Annotated in this window: 16 protein-coding genes; 7 read left to right on the top strand and 9 right to left on the bottom strand. The window is 65.2% G+C overall.

Annotated elements, in window-relative coordinates:
- Positions 1–60: 60 nt before the first annotated feature.
- From msrB to CKW39_RS14800, 3 genes are all read left to right on the top strand, one after another.
- Entirely contained in the window at positions 61–504 is a 444-nt protein-coding gene (gene msrB / locus CKW39_RS14790) for a peptide-methionine (R)-S-oxide reductase MsrB (protein WP_095798919.1), read from the top strand.
- A 108-nt stretch (positions 505–612) separates the two neighbouring features.
- A complete protein-coding gene (locus CKW39_RS14795) occupies positions 613–1,227 on the top strand; it encodes a DUF3000 domain-containing protein (RefSeq protein WP_095798920.1) in 615 nt (204 codons plus the stop codon).
- 136 nt (positions 1,228–1,363) lie between these two features.
- Positions 1,364–2,671: a ribonuclease D gene (locus CKW39_RS14800; protein WP_095798921.1), complete on the top strand. Its 1,308-nt coding sequence runs from the start codon at positions 1,364–1,366 to the stop codon at positions 2,669–2,671.
- Between the two features lie 120 nt (positions 2,672–2,791).
- On the opposite strand, the gene CKW39_RS14805 is transcribed toward CKW39_RS14800, so the two are convergent.
- A complete protein-coding gene (locus tag CKW39_RS14805) occupies positions 2,792–3,202 on the bottom strand; it encodes a hypothetical protein (protein WP_095798888.1) in 411 nt (136 codons plus the stop codon).
- A 174-nt stretch (positions 3,203–3,376) separates the two neighbouring features.
- Here CKW39_RS14805 and CKW39_RS14810 point away from each other — a divergent pair, with 174 nt between their 5' ends.
- Positions 3,377–3,841 (top strand): ubiquinol-cytochrome c reductase iron-sulfur subunit, encoded by a 465-nt coding sequence (locus tag CKW39_RS14810; protein ID WP_238663228.1) that lies wholly within the window; start codon positions 3,377–3,379, stop codon positions 3,839–3,841.
- Positions 3,842–3,898: 57 nt separating this feature from the next.
- Here CKW39_RS14810 and dxs read toward each other — a convergent pair whose 3' ends face one another.
- The 4 genes from dxs to CKW39_RS14830 all read right to left on the bottom strand — a co-directional run bounded on the left by dxs (position 3,899) and on the right by CKW39_RS14830 (position 12,437).
- A complete protein-coding gene (gene dxs, locus CKW39_RS14815; RefSeq protein ID WP_095798889.1) occupies positions 3,899–5,911 on the bottom strand; it encodes a 1-deoxy-D-xylulose-5-phosphate synthase in 2,013 nt (670 codons plus the stop codon).
- A 193-nt stretch (positions 5,912–6,104) separates the two neighbouring features.
- Positions 6,105–8,912: an aconitate hydratase AcnA gene (acnA, locus tag CKW39_RS14820; protein ID WP_095798890.1), complete on the bottom strand. Its 2,808-nt coding sequence runs from the start codon at positions 8,910–8,912 to the stop codon at positions 6,105–6,107.
- Positions 8,913–9,051: 139 nt separating this feature from the next.
- On the bottom strand, positions 9,052–10,467 hold the full coding sequence (locus CKW39_RS14825; RefSeq protein ID WP_095798891.1) for a class I SAM-dependent RNA methyltransferase: 1,416 nt from the start codon (positions 10,465–10,467) through the stop codon (positions 9,052–9,054).
- The gene (locus CKW39_RS14830; protein WP_095798892.1) at positions 10,464–12,437 is read right to left on the bottom strand and encodes an APC family permease; all 1,974 of its coding nucleotides are present in this window, start codon (positions 12,435–12,437) and stop codon (positions 10,464–10,466) included. The genes CKW39_RS14825 and CKW39_RS14830 overlap by 4 nt, the downstream gene beginning before the upstream one ends.
- Before the next feature lie 64 nt (positions 12,438–12,501).
- On the opposite strand from CKW39_RS14830, the gene CKW39_RS14835 reads away from it, so the two are divergent.
- Positions 12,502–13,230, top strand: a complete 729-nt coding sequence (locus CKW39_RS14835) for a TrkA family potassium uptake protein (protein ID WP_095798923.1) — start codon at positions 12,502–12,504, stop codon at positions 13,228–13,230.
- Positions 13,227–14,006 carry a TrkA family potassium uptake protein gene (locus CKW39_RS14840; protein WP_095798893.1) on the top strand — a complete coding sequence of 260 codons (780 nt, stop codon included), beginning with the start codon at positions 13,227–13,229 and terminating at the stop codon, positions 14,004–14,006. The genes CKW39_RS14835 and CKW39_RS14840 overlap by 4 nt, the downstream gene beginning before the upstream one ends.
- On the opposite strand, the gene CKW39_RS14845 is transcribed toward CKW39_RS14840, so the two are convergent.
- From CKW39_RS14845 to dut, 4 genes are read right to left on the bottom strand one after another with little or no spacing between them, the layout of a single operon-like run.
- The gene (locus CKW39_RS14845) at positions 13,906–14,643 is read right to left on the bottom strand and encodes a DUF3159 domain-containing protein (protein ID WP_254049460.1); all 738 of its coding nucleotides are present in this window, start codon (positions 14,641–14,643) and stop codon (positions 13,906–13,908) included. The two genes, CKW39_RS14840 and CKW39_RS14845, sit on opposite strands and share 101 nt — an antisense overlap.
- Positions 14,640–15,014 (bottom strand): hypothetical protein, encoded by a 375-nt coding sequence (locus CKW39_RS14850; RefSeq protein ID WP_095798894.1) that lies wholly within the window; start codon positions 15,012–15,014, stop codon positions 14,640–14,642. Before CKW39_RS14850 ends, CKW39_RS14845 begins: the two co-directional genes overlap by 4 nt.
- 5 nt (positions 15,015–15,019) lie before the next feature.
- Positions 15,020–15,772, bottom strand: coding sequence for a DUF3710 domain-containing protein (locus CKW39_RS14855; RefSeq protein ID WP_095798895.1), 753 nt, complete (start codon positions 15,770–15,772; stop codon positions 15,020–15,022).
- 49 nt (positions 15,773–15,821) lie between these two features.
- Positions 15,822–16,283 carry a dUTP diphosphatase gene (gene dut, locus CKW39_RS14860; protein ID WP_095798896.1) on the bottom strand — a complete coding sequence of 154 codons (462 nt, stop codon included), beginning with the start codon at positions 16,281–16,283 and terminating at the stop codon, positions 15,822–15,824.
- Positions 16,284–16,364: 81 nt separating this feature from the next.
- Here dut and CKW39_RS14865 point away from each other — a divergent pair, with 81 nt between their 5' ends.
- The gene (locus tag CKW39_RS14865) at positions 16,365–16,889 is read left to right on the top strand and encodes a DUF3093 domain-containing protein (RefSeq protein WP_095798897.1); all 525 of its coding nucleotides are present in this window, start codon (positions 16,365–16,367) and stop codon (positions 16,887–16,889) included.
- Positions 16,890–16,925 lie beyond the last annotated feature (36 nt).

Below are 16,925 nucleotides of genomic sequence, written 5' to 3' on the forward strand. Positions count from 1 at the left end.
GAGGCCTGCTCCATCACGGCCATCACGATCAAAGAACTCGAACTACGATACGGAGAAGCCATGTCTGAGAACTCCACCAACGAATCGGTCTCCGCACGGTCCGCCGCCCGCACCGACGCACAGTGGCGCGAGATGCTGTCGCCCACCGAGTACCAGGTTCTGCGCCAGGGCGGTACGGAACGCCCCTTCACCGGCGAATACGTGGACACCGAAACCACCGGTGTCTACGAATGTCGCGCCTGCGGGGCGGAATTGTTCCGTTCGACCACCAAGTTCCACTCGAACTGCGGCTGGCCCTCGTTCTTCGAACCGCTGGCCGAGGACCGGGTGCGCTACATCGAAGACACGACCATGGGCATGAAGCGCGTGGAGGTCCGTTGCGCGGCCTGCGACTCCCACATGGGGCACGTTTTCGAGGGCGAAGGCTTCGACACACCCACCGACCTGCGGTACTGCATCAATTCGGTTTCCATGCGGTTGGTGCCGGAGTCGCAGGGCGGCTAGCGGTCAACTAAGCTACCGCGCAGTCACCCTTGGCTCGGAGAAGTCGTAAGAGTCGCACACGGCGTGGCTCCCCTCACCCTCACCGACTCACTGGCTAATGTGAGCGTTGTGAGCGCGGTAAGCGAGCTGAACGGCACCCCGGAGGAATTTCGCACGGCAGTGCGATCTCTCGGTCGTGCACGCACCCGCCCTGAGGTTTCCCTGGCCCGCATCGCGCCGCCGAACGGACTGGCACCGCACGCAATCTCCATTGCCGCGGAAGTGGGCCGAATTCAACGGAGAACCCTCCGCGCAATGCGAAGTCCGGAGCAAACCCAGGCGCCCACCACCGGGCGATTCGTCATGTTGTACGACCCCACCCGGCCCGAGCCGTGGGGCGGGCCCTTCCGAATCGTCAGCTGGTTCCGGGCTCACATGGACCTGGATATCGGACGTGACGAATTACTGACCGATGTCAGCTGGTCCTGGCTCACCGACGCCCTGGACGGCAGCGGCGCCCGCTACATGGCCGAGGGCGGCACGGCCTCGCGCACCATGGAGAAGGGTTTCGGCTCTCTGCGCGAAAACACCGACAGCGTGGAAATCGAGGTCCGCGCGTCCTGGACTCCGCTCACCGAGTACGAACCGCAGAACTGGGCCGCCGCCCATGTGGAAGCCTGGTCAGAATTACTGTGCACCGCCACGGGACTTCCCCCGTACAGCGAAGGCGTGACGTATTTGTAGTGGATCACACCTACTGACGGGTTCAGTGGCAGTACGGTAGGTACAACAGTTATCGATCCATTTGTCAGGAATTCTCATAAACACCGTGAGTGATCAATCTGCCAGGCCGCCGCGCGAGCCCCAATCCACCGAAGTGGTGGTCGAGGGGTTCGAGGATTTCCATGTCCCCACAACGGTTCACCTGAACGGGCCCGCCGAGGGTATCCCCCGCGTGGTGGATACGGCACGCGGTCTTGCTCGCGCAGCAGAACAACTGGCAGAAGCCACCGGCCCCGTGGCGATCGACACGGAACGGGCATCCGGGTTCCGCTTCGGACAACGAGCGTTCCTGGTTCAGATCCGCCGTGAGGGCGCGGGCACCATTCTGATCGACCCCGAGGCCGTGGGATCACTGGCCAGCGTGAACGAGGCCCTGAGCGGCGTCGAATGGGTCCTCCACGCCGCCACGCAGGATATGCCCTGCCTGCGAGATCTGGACATGACTCCCGACATCTTGTTCGACACCGAATTGGGCGGTCGGTTGCTGGGACTACGCAAAGTGGGCCTGGCCTCGATGACCGAGGAGCTGCTCGGATTCACGCTGTCCAAGGAACACTCGGCCGTGGACTGGTCCAAGCGGCCACTCCCCCAGGATTGGCTCAATTACGCTGCTCTCGACGTCGAGGTCCTGGTTCAGCTGCGCTGGGCCACCGAGGAGCGGCTCGTCGAAGCCGGCAAACTCGACTGGGCCCGGCAAGAATTCGAGGCGGTGCGCACCGCGCCCACTCCCCCGCCGCGGAAGGATCCGTGGCGCCGCACTCACGGAATCGGAAACGTCCGTGGCCGTCGCAAGCTCACCGCCGTGCGCAACCTGTGGACCGCTCGCGAGAACCTGGCCAAGCACAAGGACCTCTCCCCCAGCAGGCTACTGCCCGACTCGGCCATCATTGCCGCCGCGAACGCCATGCCGCGCACGGTGCCGCAATTGCTCGCGACCCCCGGGTTCCACGGCCGCTCCGCTTCCCGTGAGGCCCCCCGCTGGTTGACGGCGGTCCAGGAGGCGCGGCTGACGGAAGATCCCGTACCCCACAACGTTCCCTCGGACGCACTTCCGCCGGTCAAGGGCTGGGACACCAAGCGACCGGAGGCCGCCGCGAGGCTCAAGGCCATCAAACCCGCCGTGGCGGAACACGCGGAAACCGTGGGCATGCCCACCGAAAACTTGGTCACGCCCGAGTTGCTCCGTCGGTTCTGCTGGCAGCCGCCCCGCTCCACCTCGGACGACGCCGTGGCGCAGCGCCTCACAGAGCTAGGCGTCCGGCAATGGCAGGTCGAGCAGGTCACTCCGGTCATCGGCCGCACGTGGCGTGAACTGCGAGCCCAGCGTCGCGCGGAGAAACACGCGGACGACTCCCCTTCGGGTACAGAGCCCGACACGAGTGCCGGCACATCCGAGCAGCAATAGACACCGCTGCGTTCGGGCCGAAACGGGTCGCGAACAAGGTCTGCACACCAGATCACCCGCAGATGACAGTGGCCGCACATCCCGGGGGATGCGCGGCCACTCGTCTGTGACGGACAGACATCAGTTCTTCATGTCGTCCTTGGTGGGAGCCGGCTCTGCGGCGTCCATGTCCACGTCCTTCTCGGTGGTCACGGGCTTGGGGAGATCAGCATCGGAAGAGTTGGAACCGACCTTGGCCTTCACCGATGCGGCACCACCCTGAGCCTTGTCCTTGACGGCCGAAGCGCCTTCCTGAGCCTTGGAGGACACAGTGCCGGCTGCCTTCTGCGCGGTCTCGGCGAGCTTACCGCCCACCACGGGAACCTCGGCCTTGACCCAGTCGGTACCTTCAGCGACCTTGTCCTGGACCTTGGGGTCGTTCCAGGTGTTGATGGCGCTCTCGCGCAGGGACTCGTAGCTCTTACGGCCCGAGGCGGAACCCACGACAAAACCAACACCGAAACCGGCGACAAAAGCGAGACGCTTGATCATCTTGATTCCTTTCATTCCTTCGAGGCAGCCATCATGGCGCCCCTTGACTAATACACATCCTACTGATCTTTGCCGTGGCCCTCAGGGTTGACGCACGGGCTCTCGGCCAGTCGCACCAAATTGCCAGGGTCGAAATCCTAGACTGATGGCAACCACACCGTAGAGAGGGTCCCCTTGAGCACCGAACGTCATCAACCGTCCGACACCGCAGATACCTCCGGCTTGCCCACGCGACGCCGCGTGATGGGTGCTGCGGGACTCGCTTCAGTTGCCGCGGTCGGACTGAGCGCTTGCGGTGGCTCCGATCAGGAATCCAGCGACCCGGCCACGCCCCAGGCACCCACCAGCCCCGTGGACGTAGCTGCGACCTCGGACGTTCCGGTAGGCCAGGGTCTCAAGGTTGAAAAAGACGGCCTGCAGGCCGTTGTGGGCCAGCCCACCGAGGGCACCTTCAAGGCCTTCTCCCCCGTGTGCCCCCATGAGGGTTGCGTGGTGAATCCCGCCAACAAGAGTTACGTGTGCCCGTGCCACAGCTCCACGTTCGACATGGCCACCGGTGATGTGCAGGGCGGTCCCGCGACCAGTGGACTCGTCGAATACCCGGTCACGGTTCAGGGCGACCGCATCATCGTGGGGTGACCGGTTCCAACGGCCCGGGCTTGACGCCCCCGGGCCGGAAGGCCCAGGCCCGCCTGCTTACGCGCCGTCCACCCGCCGCATCTGGCTCGTCTGGGTGGCGCGTACTTTTTCCTCGTCGGCGGGTCGAGCATAGGGAACCCGGGTGCCGAGCACGGAGGACAGTGTGTTCTGGGCGATGCGCTGCGCGGTGAGTCCGGTCCGCTCCAGGATCTGTTCACGGCTCGCGTGGGCCAGGAACTCAGTGGGCAGGCCCACCTCGTTGAGAGCGGTATCCACTCCGGCCGACCGCATTTCCTGACGGATAAGTGAGCCGATACCACCGGCCCGCACACCGTCCTCGATGACCACGACAATGCGGTGCTGCGCCGCAAGCTCGACCACGGACGTGGCCACCGGAAGCACCCAACGCGGGTCCACGACCGTGGAGGACACACCGTGGGCAGCCAGTCGCTCGGACACGTCCTGGCTGATGTCGCACATGGCACCCACGCTCACAATCAGCACGTCCCGGCGATCGGTGCCGGGCTCGGTCGGGTCGCCATTGCGCACCAGCACGTCCACGCCGTCCGGTAAGCGCTCCAACGCCGGCGACGGCGCTCCCACCGTTCCCTTGGGATAGCGCACCACGGTGGGTGCGTCCTCGACGGCCACGGCTTCGCGCAGTTCCTCCACCATGGTGGCCTCGTCGCGGGGCGCGGCCAAGTGCAGTCCGGGAATGATCTGCAACAGCGCGAGGTCCCACATGCCGTGGTGGCTGGGCCCGTCCGGACCGGTGACGCCGGCGCGGTCCAGCACCACGGTCACACCGGCCTTGTGCAACGCCACGTCCATGAGCAGTTGGTCAAAACCACGGTTCAGGAAGGTGGCGTAGAGCCCCACCACGGGATGCAGTCCGCCGAAGGCCATTCCCGCGGCCATGGTCAGGGCATGTTGCTCGGCAATTCCGACGTCCACCACGCGATCCGGGTGGGCCAACTGCATCTTCTGCAGTCCCATCGGAATGAGCATGGCGCCCGTAATACCCACGATGTCTTCGCGTTCGTCCGCGATGGCCGCAATCTCGTCACGGAACACGTGGGTCCAGGTCCGGGAGGACGACGTCGCGGTCGGTTTGCCCGTGGACGGATCAATGACCGGCACGGAGTGAAACTGGTCGTTCTCGTCGAGTCGGGCGGGCAGGTACCCGTGGCCCTTCTCGGTGATCGCGTGCACGATGACCGGGCCACCGAAGTTCTTGGCGTTACTCAGCGCCTGTTCCATGGCGTCCAGATCGTGGCCGTCGATCGGGCCCACGTACTTCATGCCGAGGTCCTCGAAGATCCCCTGCTGGACCACCACGTCCTTGATGCCCTGCTTCATCCCGTGCAGACCCCGGTACACGGCCGATCCCAAGTGACCGGATTCCTGGAGCAAACCCTTGACCTTGTCCATGGTCTGCTCGTAGCGGCGGTCGGTACGCACGGCGTCCACGCCCTGCTGCACGCTCGCCTGAAGTTCCTGCAGCCGGTTGGCGAAACCACCCACGGTGGGCGCGTAGGAACGGCCGTTGTCGTTGACGACGATCACGACCTTGCGGTTCTTGTCCGAGGCAATGTTGTTGACGGCTTCCCAGGCCATACCGCCGGTCAGGGCGCCGTCGCCGATCACGGCCACGGTGTGGCGATCGTGCTGGCCGGTCATCTGGTAACCGCGCGAGATACCGTCCGCCCATGACATAGACGACGACGCGTGTGAGGACTCCACGATGTCGTGTTCGGATTCGCCGCGGTCCGGGTAGCCTGCCAGGCCGCCCTGTTGGCGCAGCGTAGAGAAGTCTTGGCGCCCCGTCACGAGCTTGTGAACGTAGGACTGGTGACCGGTGTCGAACACGATGGAGTCACGCGGTGAATCGAAGACCCGATGCAGGGCAAGTGTCAGTTCGACCACACCCAGGTTGGGTCCCAGATGACCACCGGTCGCGGCCACGTGCGTGATCAGGAACGAGCGAATGTCCGCAGCCAGTTGCTCGAGAGCCGCGGCGTCCAGTCCTTTGAGGTCTGCCGGGCTCTTGATGGTCTCCAGAAGCGTCATTGCGTGCTCTCCGTGCCTTGAAAATTCGGGATCGGTCAGTGCGGTGTCGGTCGACAGCAGACTGTCGGTCTGCCCCGACGTACCGTTCGATCTTACTCGTCATCACCGACAGCACTGCACAGGCACCTGATGAAACAACCCGGCCGACGATCCTCGAGAGGACCGTCGGCCGGGTTGTCAGGCCGCGAATGCCTTACTTGGCAATCTGACGCAGCACGAACTGCAGGATGCCACCGTTGCGGTAGTAATCGGCTTCACCCGGGGTGTCGATGCGCAGATCGGCGTCGAACTCCACGGTGGAACCGTCTTCCTTGGTGGCGGTGACCTTCAGGGTCTTGGGGGTCTCGCCCTCGTTCAGAGCGGTCACACCCTCGATGTCGAAAGTCTCGGTGCCGTCCAGGCCCAACGAGTCAGCGGACTCGCCCTGGGGGAACTGCAGCGGCAGCACACCCATACCGATCAGGTTGGAACGGTGAATACGCTCGTAGGACTCGGTGATGACCGCGCGCACGCCCAACAGCGAGGTGCCCTTGGCGGCCCAGTCACGCGAGGAGCCGGAACCGTATTCCTTACCGCCCAGCACGACCAGCGGAACGCCGGCTTCCTGGTAGTTCACGGAAGCGTCGTACACCGTGGACTGCGGGCCGTCTGCCTGCGTGAAGTCGCGGGTGAAGCCACCCTCCACGCCGTCCAGCAACTGGTTCTTGATGCGGATGTTCGCGAACGTGCCGCGGATCATCACCTCGTGGTTACCACGACGGGAACCGTACGAGTTGAAGTCCTTGCGCTCCACACCGTTCTCGATCAGGTACTTACCGGCCGGGGTGTCCGACTTGAAGGAACCTGCCGGGGAGATGTGGTCGGTGGTGACCGAGTCGCCCAGCTTCAGGAGCACGCGAGCGCCCTTGATGTCCTCGACCGGGGTTGTCTCCATGGACATGCCGTCGAAGTACGGTGGCTTGCGCACGTAGGTGGAGTTGGGATCCCACTCGAACACGTCGCCGGTCGGGGTCTCAAGGTTCTGCCACCGCTCGTCACCGTCGAAGATGGTGCCGTATTCGGTGGTGAACATCTCGGTGTCGATCGAACGATCGATGATCTCCTGGACCTCGGTCGGGTTCGGCCAGATGTCCTTGAGGTAGATGTCGTTACCTTCGGAGTCCTGACCCAGGGCTTCGTTCTCGAAGTCGAAGTCCATGGTGCCGGCCAGGGCGTACGCGATGACCAGCGGCGGGGAGGCCAGGTAGTTCATCTTGACGTCCGGGTTGATGCGACCCTCGAAGTTACGGTTACCCGACAGCACCGAGGTGACCGCGAGATCGTTGTCCTGGATGGTCTGGGAGATCTCGGGCTCCAGCGGACCGGAGTTACCGATGCAGGTGGTGCAGCCGTAACCCACGATGTAGAAGCCGAGCTCCTGCAGATCCGGGACCAGGCCGGACTTCTCGTAGTAATCGGTGACGACCTTGGAACCCGGAGCAATGGAGGTCTTGACCCACGGCTTGGCCTTGAGACCCTTGGCCACGGCGTTGCGTGCCAGCACGGCAGCAGCCATCATGACCGACGGGTTGGAGGTGTTGGTGCACGAGGTGATCGAGGCGATCGAGACTGCACCGTGGTCCAACTCGAACTCGCGGCCGTCCTCCATGTTGACCTTGATCGGGTTGGACGCTCGGCCTTCGACATCCTGTACGTCGTGGTCGCGGGGGCGCTCGGAAGCGTCCTGCTCCTCGGTGGCGTCGTGGGACGGGGAGTCCGACGCGGGGAACGAGGTGCCGTTCTCGCTGCGGTCCTTGACGATTTCCTGGCCCTCAACGTAGTTGACCAGATCGTCACGGAACTGCGGCTTGGAACGGGTGAGCTCGATGCGGTCCTGCGGGCGCTTGGGGCCGGCGATCGAGGGAACCACGGTGGACAGGTCCAGCTCGAGGTACTCGGAGAACGCGATCTCCTCCGAGGGGTCGTGCCACATGCCCTGTTCCTTGGTGTACGCCTCGACCAGAGCGACCTGCTCCTCGGAGCGGCCGGTCAGACGCAGGTAGTCCATGGTGACCTCGTCGATCGGGAAGATCGCGGCGGTCGAACCGAACTCGGGCGACATGTTGCCGATGGTGGCGCGGTTGGCCAGGGGCACAGCTGCCACGCCCTCGCCGTAGAACTCCACGAACTTGCCCACCACACCGTGCTCACGCAGCATCTCGGTGATGGTCAACACCACGTCGGTCGCGGTAGCGCCGGAGGGGATCTCGCCGGTGAGCTTGAAGCCCACCACGCGCGGGATCAGCATGGAGATGGGCTGGCCCAGCATTGCGGCCTCTGCCTCGATACCGCCAACGCCCCAACCCAGCACGCCGATGCCGTTTTCCATGGTGGTGTGGGAGTCGGTACCCACGCAGGTGTCCGGGTAGGCACGAACGGTGCCATCGACCTCGCGGGTCATGACCACGCGGGCGAGGTTCTCGATGTTGACCTGGTGCACGATACCCATGCCCGGGGGAACGACCTTGAAGTCGTCGAATGCGGTCTGGCCCCAGCGCAGGAACTGGTACCGCTCACCGTTGCGCTGGTACTCGATGTCCATGTTGCGCTCAATGGCGTCCGTGGAACCGAAGGCATCGATCTGCACGGAGTGGTCAATGACCAGCTCGGCAGGAGCCAGGGGGTTCACGCGGGATGCATCGCCGCCGAGTTCCGCAACGGCCTCGCGCATCGTGGCAAGGTCCACGATGCAGGGAACGCCGGTGAAGTCCTGCATGATGACACGGGCAGGGGTGAACTGAATCTCCGTGTTGGGCTGGGCCTCGGGATCCCAGTTGGCCAGGGCTTCGATGTGCTTCTCGGTCACGTTGGCACCGTCTTCGGTGCGCAGCAGGTTCTCGAGCAGAACTTTCAAGCTGTAAGGGAGTTTCTTGGCCCCCTCGAGTGCATTGAGTCGGAAAATTTCATAGTCGGTGCCGCCGACGTTGAGTACGCCTTTGGCTCCAAAGCTGTCCACAGTCATGGTGTGGAACTCCTCTCGCCACCGTTTGAATGCGTTCGCAGCTGTCAACGGAGCGCGAGAAGCACCCCGGGCGCGCACGAACGGTCACCCCACAGTGTAGCCTGTGCCACTTCCCCTGACCGGGAGATTCGGCTCGGGATCATTCATTGCGCCGCAGCACCGCCACGGCCTCAACGTGATGGGTGTTGGGATACAGATCGAAGGCCCTGATGTTGACCACTTTCCACCCGCGCCGGGACAACCGGCCGAGATCGCGACCGAGCGCTGCGGGATCACACGCGACGTACACGATCGTGCGGGGTTCGGCGGCGTCGATGGCCGCGAGCACTTCCTTGGCCGCACCCGAGCGCGGTGGGTCCAGGATCACGATGTCCGGCTGCGGGGCGCGCACCGCGGGACGTTTGTGACCCCGGGAGGTCCCGTGGCGGCGTCGTGCGGGGATGCGGCCCGTGAGAATCCGAGCCACATCGCCGCGAGTGACCCGCACATGATCCAGCTCCGAGAGGTTCACGCGGGCATCCGCGGAGGTGACCGGGGAACCCTCCACCGCGAAGACCTGACCGTCCGGACCCACCGCGGGCGCCGCAGCGGCGGTGAACAGGCCAGCGCCGCTGTAGAGATCCCACACCGTGTCCCCGGACCCCATCTGCGCGGCCGCGAGCACGGCGTCAACCAGCGTGCGCGGGGCGCTGCGGTGGATCTGCCAGAACCCGGTGGGACTCACCCGCCACGTCAGCGGTTCACCGACGGGCATGTCGAGGGTCTCGCGGACAACCGGTTCACCGACCCAGGTCTGGATCGCCCGATCTTCCGGGGACTGCGCGGTCACCGAGACCTCGCGCTCACTCCCCCACGCGGCCAGGTGACGGCGCAGTTCGGCCAGTGCGTCGGGGTCCTGACGCGCACGCAGACTCACGTGCAGCAACGGGCGGCTCCCGTTGGCCGGCGCGGCGACATCCAACCGCGACGCGCCGGGTACGGACAGTTCCCACGGGGCCAGTGACTGAATGACCGGCGTGGCCAGTGGCATGTCGGTGATCAGAATCAGTTCGTTGGAACGGTGCGGGTACATGCCCGCGGTCCCGTCCTCGGCAACGTCCAGGTGCAGGCGGGTGCGCCAGCCGGTGCCATCCGAGGTTTCGTCCTCGACCGCGGCGACCTGTCCCCGCCAGTCGATTCCGGCAAGGTGATCAAGCTGCTCGGCGACCACGGAGCGCTTGAGTTCGCGCTGGGCCTCCAGGGTGAGGTGCCCGAATTCGGCCCCGCCCACGGGCAATCGCTCCTCCCGCGCCGCCGACACCGCGTCCGCCGCTGCCCACGGGTGCTCTCCCCGCCGGCCTTCGGAGGCCTCGAGAACCTCGACCACGTCACCGCGCCAGAACTTGGCGTCCTCACCTCGATCCGTGAGGCGGACCCGCACCAGCTCCCCCGGGGCACCGTGGCGAACGAACACCACGCGCCCCTCCGGCGAACGCGACACCATGTGCCCTCCGTGGGCTACCCCGGTGAGCCGGAGCGTCAACTGGTCGGCGGTGTCGGGTTGGTCTTCGGTCATCCTTGATTCTCCGTGAGTCGTAGTTCGCGCACCGATTCCAGGTGCCAGGGAACGGAGGCGATCATGACGCCTCGTTCGAAATGTAGTCGTGTCTTGAGCGGTCGGATAGCTTGGTTGTGCAGGAACCGTTCCCAACCGCGTCCCACAACATATTCGGGCAGGTAGACGATCACCAAGTCACGCGGTGATTTCTTGCGGATGCTGCGCACGTGGGAGATCACGGGGCCGATGCTGTCACGGTACGGGGACGCGAGGACCGTGATGGGGACCGGGAATTCCAGCCGCTGCCATTGCCGCAGGACATCTTCGGTGCGGGCGCGGTCGGTGTCCACGACCACGGCCTCCAGCGTGGACGGCCGGGAGGCCCGGGCGTAGGTCAGGGCGCGCACCACGGGCTTGCGGACCGATGTCACCACGATCAGCGCGTGCACGCGGGAGGGCAACGCGCGGACCGGTGATTCCGGATCGACCTCGAGTTCTCGGTCCACTTCCGAGTAGTGGTGGCCGATGGCCCGCATCCACAGCGTGAGCAGCGCAATGGCAACGATCGTCAACCAGGCTCCCTGCGAAAGTTTGGTTCCCAGCACCACCACGAATACGGCCGCGCAGAAGATCAGGGCCACCACGGCGACTCCCTGCCGCACGGTCAACTGCCGGGTCGTGGCTTTCGAGGTGCGAGTGCGCCGCACACGCGCCCAGTGCCGCACCATGCCGGCCTGGGTCAGGGTGAACGCGAAAAATGCGCCCACCACGTACAACTGGATCAGGCTGTTGACGTTCGCGTCGAAGATCACCGTGAACAGTGCCGCGACGATCGAGAGCAGCACAATGCCGTTCGTGAAGGCGAAGCGGTCTCCGCGTGACTGCAGTTGTCGCGGGAGCAGGGCCGCGCTGGCCAGTCGCGAGGCCAGCGTGGGGAAGCCGGAGAATGCGGTGTTGGCGGCCATGAACAGCACACCCACGGTGACGGCCACCAGCACGAAGAACCACACGGAGTCCTCACCCGCAATGGTCTGGGCGAGCTGACCGAGGATCGGCACCTGAAAGAACTCTTCGCCGGGACGCTGACCGTTGATCAGCAGTTGCTCGTCCGCGTTCATGACCACGACCGCGCGGGTTTCCCGCGTGAGATACAGCACGCCCAGCAGCAACACGGTGGACAATGCGCCCAGATAGGCCAGCGTGCGAGCGGCATTGAGGGCCTTGGGTTTGCGGAAATAGGGCACCGAATTGGTGATGGTTTCCACACCGGTCACGGCCACCGCGCCCGAGGAGAACGCTCGCAGCACCAGCACCGCACCGGCCAGTCCCACCAGGCCCGCGTCCATTCCCGCGGCGGGCAGAACCTCGTAGTCCGCCGACGGCGCTCGGTCCAAAGTTCCGGTTACGTTCTGTACCAGCCCGGCAACGATGAGCAGGAGCACCACTCCCACGAACGCGTACGTGGGCACGGTGGAGGCCCGTCCCATGAACTGGAGTCCGCGCAGGTTGAGGAGTCCGACGATTGCAATACCCGCCAGGGCCACCCACACCTGATGGCCCACGAACCACGGCACCGCGGAGGCGACGTACTGCGCCGCCGCTGACATGGACACCGCCACGACCAGCGTGTAATCCACCAGCAGGGCCGCGCCCACCATGGCACCGGAGGGCCGGCCCAGGTTCTTGGAGGCGATTTCGAAGTCCGCACCGCCGGACGGATAGGCTCGCACGTTCTGTCGGTAGGCGGTAATCAGAACGATCAGCACCACCAGCACCACGATTCCCACCCAGGGTGAAATGGCGATGGCCGCGGTGCCCGCGAGGGCCAGGGTCAGCACGATTTCGTCCGGTGCGTAGGCCACCGATGACAAGGCGTCGGAGGCGAAGACCGGAAGTGCCGCACGGTTGCGGAGCAGGGTTCCGCCGGCGCGCTCGTTGTGAAGTGGTTTACCTACGAGTACGCGGCGGGCAAGTTGGGACAGGTGCACGATTCAACACGCTAGTACCTCGCGGGGGTCTTGTCCCGAAGCCCGGAGAATTATGCTGTGCGACATGGCGCATTTTGTGATCATGGGTGTCGGCCGCGTGGGGATCTCCATTGCGCACGCCCTTGAGGATTCCGGCCACACAGTGGCGGTCATTGATCAGGACGATCGGGCCTTTCGAAAGCTCCGGCCGTCCTTCGGTGGCAAAAAGGTCACCGGCCACGGTTTCGACCGTGATGTTTTGCGCCGGGCGGGCATCGAGGACGCCTACGCGTTCGCGGCGGTGTCCAGCGGTGACAACTCGAACATCATTGCCGCCCGGGTGGCCCGTGAGACGTTCAAGGTCAAGCACGTCGTGGCTCGCATCTACGACCCCAGCCGCGCGGAGTTCTACCAGCGCATGGGGATTCCCACGGTGGCGTCCGTGCGGTGGAGTTCGGATCAAGTGTTGCGGCGCATCCTGCCGGAGCACGCGATCACGGGTGACTTCCGAGAGGCGTCGGGGCGGTTGCAGCTGGGAGAGTTGCCGCTGCACGAGTCGTGGTCCGGTCTGCACCTGGACCGCATTGAAGAAGCGGCCGGGGTGCGGGTGGCCTTTGTGACACGGTTCGGGGAGGGCATTCTTCCGGCGTCGGATTCCAGCTACCAGCAGGGAGATATCGTGCACGCCATGATGCGCGTGGAAGACGTCGAGAACGTGGCCAGAGTCCTGTCCCGCCCGCCCTCGGACGAGGTCATGGAAGCAGTGGCCCTGGCCGCCACCGAAGAACGCGGGCACGGACGGGAGCGGTCATGAGAGTCATTGTCGTGGGTGGTGGATCCGTGGGGTCCTCGATCGCCCGGGAACTGGTGTCCCACGGCCACGAGATCGTGGTGATCGATGCGACGTCGGAGGTGATTGGCCGGTCGAACCTGCGCGGCACCCAGTGGGTCGTGGGTGACGCATGTGACCTGGAGGTGCTGCAACGCGCCAAGACCGAGGAAGCGGACGTCGTCGTCGCGGCGACCGGTGACGACAAGGCCAATCTGGTGGTTTCGCTCCTGGCGCGCAGCGAGTTCGGGGTTCCCCGCACCGTGGGTCGGGTGAACAATCCCAAGAACGAGTGGTTGTTCGACGACGCGTGGGGCGTGGACGTTGCCGTGTCCACTCCGCGGCTCATGACGGCCCTCGTGGAAGAGGCCGTAGAAGTGGGTGACGTGGTGCGGCTGTTGAGTTTGCAAACCGGTGGTGCCACGCTGGCCGCCTACACGGTGCCGAGGGAGCACCCTGTGGTCGCGTCCATGGTGTCCCAGGTGCCGTGGCCACCGGAGGTCGCGCTCGTGGCCATTCTGCGAGATGGTGTGCCCATCACGCCCTCCGGCGATGACGTTCTGGAAGGTGCGGACGAACTGTTCTTCATCTCCACCGCTGAGGGTGAGGAACAGTTGCGGGCCATGTTCACCACGGCCCAGGACGTCCCGGAGGTTGAGGTTACCGAGGACCGTCCCGAAGAGGCCGAACGGGCCGGGTCATCATCCACCCGAGCCACAACACCAACGCGTACAGCGGAACGCCCATCACCAACCGAGTGACACCCAGCGCGGCCACGTTCTCCGCGAAGTACAACGGCACCTGCACGAGCAGCCGCGCCGCGAACATGCCGATCAGCAACAGGGTGGCGCGCTGGTAGGCCGTGCGGCGTCGTCGGTCCTTGCGCCACTCCATCCCTTCACCGCGCACGTAGCCGTAGAACACGCCCAGCAACGGCCAGCCCACCGCGGTGGAAATGGACAGCCCAATGAACCACGCGATGTTGATGAAGAATCCGGGTACGTAGTAATCAAGGGCCTGGCCACCGGCCCGGGCGAACAGCGCGCACACCGCCACACCGATCAGTCCGGTGATCGACTGCATCAAGGATTGCCGCTGCGCCAGGCGCAGAACCGCGAAGACCGCCGCGGTGGCCAGAGACGCAATCAGGGCGATGCCCAGTTGCTGGGTCAGGAGGAACACGACCAGGAAGATCAGGCCGGGCAGCACCGCCTCGATCAGCCCGCGCCAGCCGCCCACCGCGTGAAGCACGTCCAGCTGGCCGTGTTCATCGCGCCTCAGCCCGGCCCGCGCCGCATAGTCCCCCATGGCCTGTTCCATGGACTGCGCCCGCTCGGGCCCATCGTTGTCTTCCTGCTCACCGGAGTGCTCCGGGGGCGGGGGTGTTCCGTGGCTCACCGGTTGATCCTTTTGGGAGTGATGATCTCGTAACGAGGGTTGTACATGGTCGGCACCGAATCGGTGAAGGACACCACGGCCACGCACCGCAGTTTCGTGCCCGCCATGACGCCTGGGACGCTGCGCTGACCGTGCCAGAGCAGTTTGATGTAGGAATCGGCGCGGCCCAGTTCCTGCGGCGGTTGGTTCTGCACGTGGAGCACGGCTTGGTACCGCGGAGCCTCCGTAGCCGGGGAGAACGTCACCTCGGTGACCTCACCCTCAACCATGACCCGCCGCCGTTGCGACGACGCCGCCGGATCCAGATCCTGTGCGGCGGCGCCGCACTCGCTCACCACGTCGATGGCGCCGGTGGCTTGGGATGTCACCACGACAATCAGCCGATTTCGGTGATTTCAGGACCGCGGCGCGGTGCACTCACCGGCGGTTGCGGGTCCTCGACGGGTTGTTCGGGCGATGCGGTCCCCGGATTCTGGGGCGTGGCATTCTCCGGAACCTTGAACTGCAAGAGGTCACGCGGGGGCATCGGATCCTGTCCGCGCACGATCACCAACGACCGCACGACGTCGTCGAGGACCTCCGCGGTCGTGGACGGCATGGCGCCGCCACCCGTGTAGACCGCGCGCAGGAACCAACGGGGCCCGTCGATGCCGACGAACCGCGCCAATCGGTAGCCGGGACCGCCCGAGGCGGTGGTCGCGTTGAACTTCGCGTTGACCTGCAGGCCCAGCGGCCCTTCGGCCACCGTCGCCTGCCCGCCATCACGGCGCAGCCCCTCTGTGAGCTCGCGGCGAACGTCGTCCCACAGACCACTGCTCTTGGGAGCCGAGAATGCCTGCAGCTGGACCGAGCCGTCCTTGTAGTCGACGTTCAGCGCGCGCGGTCGTTGCGTTTGCTCATCCAGGTCCATGCGCACGGCCACCCCGGACACGGGCTTGATCAGGATGCAGCCGAGGTCCACATAGTCCTCACGCTCGCCCTTCATCTCGGACTCGTCCCACGGTCCCAGCGCGCGGGGGTCCGGCGACGACGCCGCTTCCGCCTCCTCGGGTGCGTCCTGCGGCTCGGTCTCGGCGACGGCGCCGCTGTCCGCCTGGGCGTCCTTGCCGCGCTTCTTACGTCCAAACATGTGTGCTCCGTTTACTGTCTGCGGGTCGTGGTGAATGGGTGGCCGGGGTCTAGTGGGTTCCCGAGGAGCCGAAGCCCCCCGCCCCTCGTTCGCTCTCGGGCAGCTCTGTCACTGCCTCGAAGTGTGCCGTCTCCACGCGCTGGATCACGAGCTGGGCAATTCGCTCCCCTCGGCTCACCGTGTAGGTTTCCGTGCGGTCGGTGTTGAGCAGGCACACCTTGATTTCGCCCCGGTAACCACTGTCCACCGTCCCGGGAGCGTTGACCACCGTCAATCCGTGCTTGGCCGCCAATCCCGATCTGGGGTGCACCAAGCCCACGTACCCGTGGGGAATCGCAAGGGCCACACCGGTGTCCACCAGTGCGCGCTGACCCGGCTCCAGCACGGTTTCTTGTCGGGCTCGCAAATCGGCCCCAGCGTCTCCAAGGGTCGCGTAGGACGGGGGTGCCAGCTCAGGATCCAACATCTTGAGGGCCACGGTCACGGTGTGGTTACCGGCTACATCAGTCACAATCCACCACTCTAACGCGGTGCACCATGGGGCGCCGTCTGCACGTGGAAGACTCCTAGCAAGCTGTGGGAAAGTGGAGCCATGACCTCTCACGATCCGCGCGCCACCACGGCCTCAGAGCCGGTAACCCCCGACCATCCTTCGACCGAGCCCGTGGTCGAATATCAGGAGCGACTCACCGTCGCGTGGTGGATGTGGCTCGTGGTCCTGTTCGTCGGAGCGGCGTCTTTCATAGCCCTGGCCCCCATCAACATGGCCGTGGGCATCATTGCGGCCGTCGTGATCATGGTCTTGATCACGTTGATCCTCCATCTCGGCTCGCCCAGGATCGTGGTCACGGATCAGGACGTTCGCGTGGGCCGCGCCTACATCGAACGCCGTTTCGTCGGCGAGGCAGAGCCGCTGCGCGGAGATGCCGTGCGAGTGGCTCGCGGGCCGGAACTGGATGGCCGCGCATTCATGAACTTCCGCGTGTCCATTCCTGACATGTGCCGGATCGAGATCGTGGACCCCGTGGACCCCACACCGTACTGGCTCACCGCAACCCGTCACCCCGAAGAATTAGCGCGAGCCATCAACGCCGGTCGCCCCACGGATTCGGCGTGAGACGACACGGTATGCGGAGCTGAAAAAGTCCGGGCG

The sequence above is a fragment of the Kocuria sp. WRN011 genome, from assembly GCF_002295155.1.
Classification (GTDB): Bacteria; Actinomycetota; Actinomycetes; order Actinomycetales; family Micrococcaceae; genus Kocuria; species Kocuria carniphila.